Annotated in this window: 3 protein-coding genes and 1 pseudogene; 3 read left to right on the top strand and 1 reads right to left on the bottom strand. The window is 57.4% G+C overall.

Annotation, left to right across the window (positions count from 1 at the left end; genetic code table 11):
• From PFH44_RS27795 to PFH44_RS27785, 3 genes and pseudogenes are all read left to right on the top strand, one after another.
• Positions 1-203 (top strand): annotated as a pseudogene (locus PFH44_RS27795) (PTS sugar transporter subunit IIC); the annotation flags it as partial.
• A complete protein-coding gene (locus PFH44_RS27790; protein ID WP_045857791.1) occupies positions 200-655 on the top strand; it encodes a PTS sugar transporter subunit IIA in 456 nt (151 codons plus the stop codon). The pseudogene PFH44_RS27795 and the gene PFH44_RS27790, both read left to right, overlap by 4 nt.
• A 50-nt stretch (positions 656-705) precedes the next feature.
• Positions 706-1,032, top strand: coding sequence for a MerR family transcriptional regulator (locus PFH44_RS27785; protein WP_045857792.1), 327 nt, complete (start codon positions 706-708; stop codon positions 1,030-1,032).
• Between the two features lie 22 nt (positions 1,033-1,054).
• Here the strand turns inward: PFH44_RS27785 and PFH44_RS27780 are convergent.
• A partial coding sequence (locus PFH44_RS27780) for an SDR family oxidoreductase (protein WP_283826866.1) occupies positions 1,055-1,212 on the bottom strand: 158 nt, incomplete at its 5' end.

Raw genomic sequence — 1,212 nt, 5'->3', positions numbered from 1 at the left:
TGGCGCAGGGCACCACCAGCATCAGCAGCGTCGACTACGCCGGAGCCATGCTGCCGTGGGCCATCATTCAAAGCTTCCATCTAAAAGAGATTGGGGTCGGCATTTTAACCCTGTGCACCCTCGCCCTGGTGCTGTGGAATCGGCGCAAGCTGGCGCAGGAAAACGAGCAGTTAGCTGAAGCAAACGCGGAGGTGGGCAAATGATGTTTAGCGCACAGCGGGTGGTGAAGTTCACCGAGGCGGTCAGCCGGACGGATCTCCTGACCCGCCTGGCGGCAGGCCTGCAGGCGGACGGCCTGGTCAAGCCGAGCTTTAGCGAAGGGGTGCTGGAGCGGGAAAAGGTCTATCCGACGGGGATTTTTATGGAGACCCACAGCGTCGCTATCCCGCATACCGAGTTTGAGCACGTCAACCGCACCGGTTTTGCCATCGGCATCAACCTCGCGGGCGTCGAGTTCCAGCGTACCGATGAGCCCGAGGAGGCCGTAGTTCCGCAGATAGTGGTGATGATGGCCATTGATAAAACTTGCGAAAAGGTGGCAATCATTCAATCCTTGTTCGCCTTACTGGCCGATAGCGATCGCGTTAACGAAATCGTTAAAATGACGCCAGAGGAGATTGCAAAAGTATTCACCGATGCCATCGTCACGCAGTAAGATAAAATGATGGGCTCAATACGGTGATGCCGGAAGCGAAGAGGGACAAGATGTTACGAATCAGCGACGTCATAGAGTTAGCGATGGTGAGTCGTAAAACTATCTATAACGCGATCAACAGCGGCCGGCTGAAGTACCAGCTGGTCAACGTTGATAATCGTCAGGTTCGTATGTTTTTCGAAGAGGACGTCTTCGAAGCGTTCCCCAAAACCAGCCGGGGTACCACTCAGGAACAGGAAGTGCAGGCGCTGCGAGAGGAGGTGGCCTCCCTCAAGTTTGCGCTGGCGGAGCTGCAAAAAGCGGTTAACGCCATGGATCCTGAGGGCAGGTACGAAATGACCAGCGTAAAAGAGTCGTCAAAAACGCCCGACCGCTAGCCGGCGGACGGGCGCCGTATTATCAGACGATATCGTCCACCACGCCGCCGTCAACGCGCAGCGCCGCACCCGAGGTCGCCGAGGCCTGGGTCGAGCAGACGTACACCACCATATTCGCCACCTCTTCCACCGAGGCCGCGCGCTGAATCACCGACGCGGGGCGGTGGGCCATGACAAACT

The organism is Klebsiella sp. Ech2A (assembly GCF_030078455.1).
GTDB classification, from domain to species: domain Bacteria; phylum Pseudomonadota; class Gammaproteobacteria; order Enterobacterales; family Enterobacteriaceae; genus Klebsiella; species Klebsiella terrigena.
Note: the sequence above shows the minus strand (reverse complement) of the source record. Positions and strands in the feature narration are given on the sequence as shown.